The sequence below is a fragment of the Streptomyces fuscigenes genome (genome assembly GCF_021556455.1).
In the GTDB taxonomy this organism is placed as follows: Bacteria; Actinomycetota; Actinomycetes; order Streptomycetales; family Streptomycetaceae; genus Streptomyces; species Streptomyces fuscigenes.
On record NZ_JAKGCV010000483.1, the window covers coordinates 1 to 3,908 of the forward strand.

The following is a 3,908-nucleotide window of genomic DNA, read 5'->3' on the forward strand; positions in this document are numbered from 1 at the left end:
CCGGCCGCGCACGGCCCGGACGGTGGGCCCGACGCGCACCGCGCCGCCGTCGGCCGGCAGTCCGTGCCGCCGCTCCCTCCCGGCCGCGACCGGCCGCCGTGCGCGTTCCCCGGGCACCGCGCGTCTCCCGTCAGCGCTTCTCGGGGTTCTCGGCCTGCAGGCGCGCCACGTAGGCCGCGGCCTGGGAGCGGCGCTCCATGCCGAGCTTGGACAGCAGGCCGGACACGTAGTTCTTGATCGTCTTCTCGGCCAGGTGCAGCCGCTCGCCGATCGCGCGGTTGGTCAGACCCTCGCCGATCAGGTCGAGGATCCTGCGTTCCTGATCGGTGAGGTTCGCCAGCTTGTCGTCCGTGCGCGGGTTGTTCCCGTCCCGCAGCCGTTCCAGAACGCGGGCCGTCGCCACCGGGTCGAGCAGCGAGCGGCCCGCCGCCACGTCCCGTACGGCCGTCAGCAGTTCGCTGCCGCGGATGGCCTTGAGGACGTACCCCGAGGCGCCGGCCATGATCGCGTCGAACAGCGCCTCGTCGTCCGAGAAGGACGTCAGCATCAGGCACTTGATGCTCTCGTCGCGGGACCTGATGTCGCGGCAGACCTCCACCCCGCTGCCGTCCGGGAGTCGCACGTCGAGTACGGCCACGTCCGGACGGGTGGCGGGGATGCGGACCAGCGCGTCCGCCGCCGTACCGGCCTCGCCCACGACCTCGATGTCCTCCTCGACGGCCAGCAGCTCGTGGACACCCCGCCGGACGACCTCGTGGTCGTCCACCAGGAATACGGTGATTTTGTCCCTTTCGCGCACTTCATCCACCATCGCAGTGTCACACATCCACCCCTTCCCTGCCGCCGAAGGCCCGGGATAACGTGCCGTTGTCCCGGCGGCCTGCGAGGCTGTTCACGACGCCCTGACCAGCCACTGTTCCCCAGCTCTTCGATTTACTTGGATATCCAAGGAAAGTCGCAGGTCAGGCAGGGTTTCACAGTCGTGCTGCACTCTGGGTAACGTGCCTTTCTCACAGGCGCTCGCCGGGGCACCTGTCACGTCCGGAACCTTTCCGTGTCCGCGCACACCCCGCGCGGGCGGAGGAATCGGACGGAACCGCACTGGTACCCGGCGGACCCCGGGGGCCGGAAAGACGGAGGTACACGCACGTGACCGTGGAGAGCACCACCGCGCGGAAACCGCGGAGCGGCCAGGCGGCGCAGAGCGCCGCGACGGGCGCGAGGACGACCCGGACCGCCGCGGCGGCCGCGCCGGCCACCGGCGCCGCAGGAGCCGCGAACACCGCGAAGGCGGCCAGGACGGCCGCGCCCGCGAAGAGCGCCAAGTCGGCGAGGCCGGCCAAGGGCGCCAAGGGCTCGGCAGCCGCCCGCGGCGGCGCGGGCGAGCCGGCGGGCACCGACGCGCGGGGTGCGGCACAGACCGCCGAGCGCCCCGACGACGAGCTCGTACAGCTGCTCACCCCCGAGGGGGAACGCGTCGCCCGGCCGGACTACGACGACTACGTCGCCGACCTGACGCCGGAGACGCTCCGCGGCCTGTACCGCGACATGGTGCTCACCCGCCGGTTCGACGGCGAGGCCACGCAGCTCCAGCGCCAGGGCGAGCTCGGCCTGTGGGCCTCGCTGCTCGGCCAGGAGGCCGCGCAGATCGGCTCGGGCCGTGCCCTGCGCGACGACGACTACGTCTTCCCGACCTACCGCGAGCACGGCGTCGCCTGGTGCCGCGGCGTGGACCCGGTGAACCTGCTCGGCATGTTCCGCGGGGTCAACCACGGCGGCTGGGACCCCAACAGCAACAACTTCCACCTGTACACGATCGTCATCGGCTCGCAGACGCTGCACGCCACCGGCTACGCGATGGGCGTCGCCAAGGACGGCGCGGGCTCCGCCGTCGTCGCGTACTTCGGCGACGGCGCGTCCAGCCAGGGCGACGTCGCCGAGGCGTTCACCTTCTCGGCCGTGTACAACGCCCCGGTCGTCTTCTTCTGCCAGAACAACCAGTGGGCGATCTCCGAGCCCACGGAGCGCCAGACCCGGGTGCCGCTCTACCAGCGCGCCCGCGGCTACGGCTTCCCGGGCGTGCGGGTCGACGGCAACGACGTCCTCGCCTGCCTGGCGGTCACCCGCGCGGCGCTGGAGCACAGCCGCGGCGGCGCGGGCCCGATGCTGGTCGAGGCGTTCACGTACCGCATGGGCGCGCACACCACCTCCGACGACCCGACGAAGTACCGCTCCGAGGACGAGCGCGAGGCGTGGGTCGCCAAGGACCCGATCCTGCGGCTGCGCCGCTACCTGGAGCGGGAGGGCTACGCGGACGAGGCCTTCTTCGCCGGGCTGGAGGACGAGAGCGAGGCCCTCGGCAGGCACGTGCGCGAGACCGTGCGCGCCATGCCCGACCCGGACCCGATGGCGATCTTCGACAACGTCTACGCGGACGGCAGCGCGCAGGTCGACGAGGAGCGCAAGGCGTTCGCCGCGTACCAGGCGTCCTTCGCCGACGGCCCCGACGACCCCGGTGGCGCGTCCGCCGCGGGCGCCGGCGCCGAGGGAGGCAAGTGAGATGAGCACCCAGAAGCTTCCCGTCGCGAAGGCGATCAACGAATCCCTGCGCAAGGCCCTGGAGACCGACCCCAAGGTCCTCGTCATGGGCGAGGACGTCGGAAAGCTCGGCGGCGTCTTCCGCGTCACCGACGGCCTCCAGAAGGACTTCGGGGAGGAGCGGGTCATCGACACCCCGCTCGCCGAGTCCGGCATCGTCGGCACCGCGATCGGCCTCGCGCTGCGCGGCTACCGCCCCGTCGTGGAGATCCAGTTCGACGGGTTCGTCTTCCCCGCGTACGACCAGATCGTCACGCAGCTCGCGAAGATGCACGCCCGCTCGCTCGGCAAGGTCAAGATGCCGGTCGTCATCCGCATCCCCTACGGCGGCGGAATCGGCGCGGTCGAGCACCACAGCGAGTCGCCGGAGGCGCTGTTCGCGCACGTCGCCGGCCTCAAGTGCGTCTCGCCCTCGAACGCTTCGGACGCCTACTGGATGATGCAGCAGGCCATCCAGACCGACGACCCGGTGATCTTCTTCGAGCCCAAGCGCCGCTACTGGGACAAGGGCGAGGTCGACACCGAGGCGATCCCGGGACCGCTGCACGGCGCGAAGATCGTGCGCGCGGGTGAGCACCTGACCCTCGCGGCGTACGGCCCGATGGTGAAGGTCTGCATGGAGGCCGCCGCCGCGGCGGCCGAGGAGGGCAAGTCGCTGGAGGTCGTGGACCTGCGGTCGATGTCGCCCATCGACTTCGACACGCTGCAGGCCTCCGTGGAGCGCACGCGCCGCCTCGTCGTGGTGCACGAGGCACCGGTCTTCTACGGCTCCGGCGCGGAGATCGCCGCCCGGATCACCGAGCGCTGCTTCTACCACCTGGAGGCCCCGGTGCTGCGGGTCGGCGGCTTCCACGCCCCGTATCCGCCGGCCCGGGTGGAGGACGAATACCTGCCCGGCCTCGACCGCGTGCTCGACTCCGTCGACCGCGCGCTCGCGTACTGAGGAGTGCCGCAGATGACGACTGACACGTCCGCAGCCGCGGGCTGCCGCGAGTTCCGGATGCCCGACGTGGGCGAGGGACTCACCGAGGCGGAGATCCTCAAGTGGTACGTGGCGCCCGGCGACACGGTCACCGACGGCCAGGTGGTGTGCGAGGTGGAGACGGCGAAGGCCGCCGTCGAACTGCCCATTCCCTACGACGGGGTGGTGCGCGAACTGCGCTTCGAGGAGGGCACGACGGTCGACGTCGGCGCCCCGATCATCACCGTCGACGTGAGTGGCGGCGCGGCCGCCCCCGCGCCGGCCACCGAGGCGGCGCCCGCCTCGAACGGCGCCGGGCCGGCCGCCGCGGAGAGCGGCGCCGAGCCCG

At 72.1% G+C, this 3,908-nt stretch carries 4 protein-coding genes; 3 read left to right on the forward strand and 1 reads right to left on the reverse strand.

What is annotated here, in order from left to right; all coding sequences use genetic code 11:
- Window positions 1-130: 130 nt before the first annotated feature.
- The gene (locus L1885_RS24980; RefSeq protein ID WP_308117394.1) at window positions 131-799 is read right to left on the reverse strand and encodes a response regulator; all 669 of its coding nucleotides are present in this window, start codon (window positions 797-799) and stop codon (window positions 131-133) included.
- Between the two features lie 350 nt (window positions 800-1,149).
- Here L1885_RS24980 and pdhA point away from each other — a divergent pair, with 350 nt between their 5' ends.
- The 3 genes from pdhA to L1885_RS24995 form a co-directional block, all read left to right on the forward strand.
- Window positions 1,150-2,559 (forward strand): pyruvate dehydrogenase (acetyl-transferring) E1 component subunit alpha, encoded by a 1,410-nt coding sequence (gene pdhA, locus L1885_RS24985; protein ID WP_235799435.1) that lies wholly within the window; start codon window positions 1,150-1,152, stop codon window positions 2,557-2,559.
- A 1-nt stretch (window position 2,560) separates the two neighbouring features.
- A complete protein-coding gene (locus L1885_RS24990; RefSeq protein ID WP_235799436.1) occupies window positions 2,561-3,541 on the forward strand; it encodes an alpha-ketoacid dehydrogenase subunit beta in 981 nt (326 codons plus the stop codon).
- 12 nt (window positions 3,542-3,553) lie between these two features.
- Window positions 3,554-3,908, forward strand: a 355-nt coding sequence (locus L1885_RS24995; RefSeq protein ID WP_308117395.1) for a biotin/lipoyl-containing protein, incomplete at its 3' end; no start/stop codon positions are given.

What these genes read in the sequence shown, in the direction of transcription:
- L1885_RS24990 (WP_235799436.1), top strand. Translation starts at nt 2,561, where the DNA reads ATGAGCACCCAGAAGCTTCCCGTCGCGAAGGCGATCAACGAATCCCTG.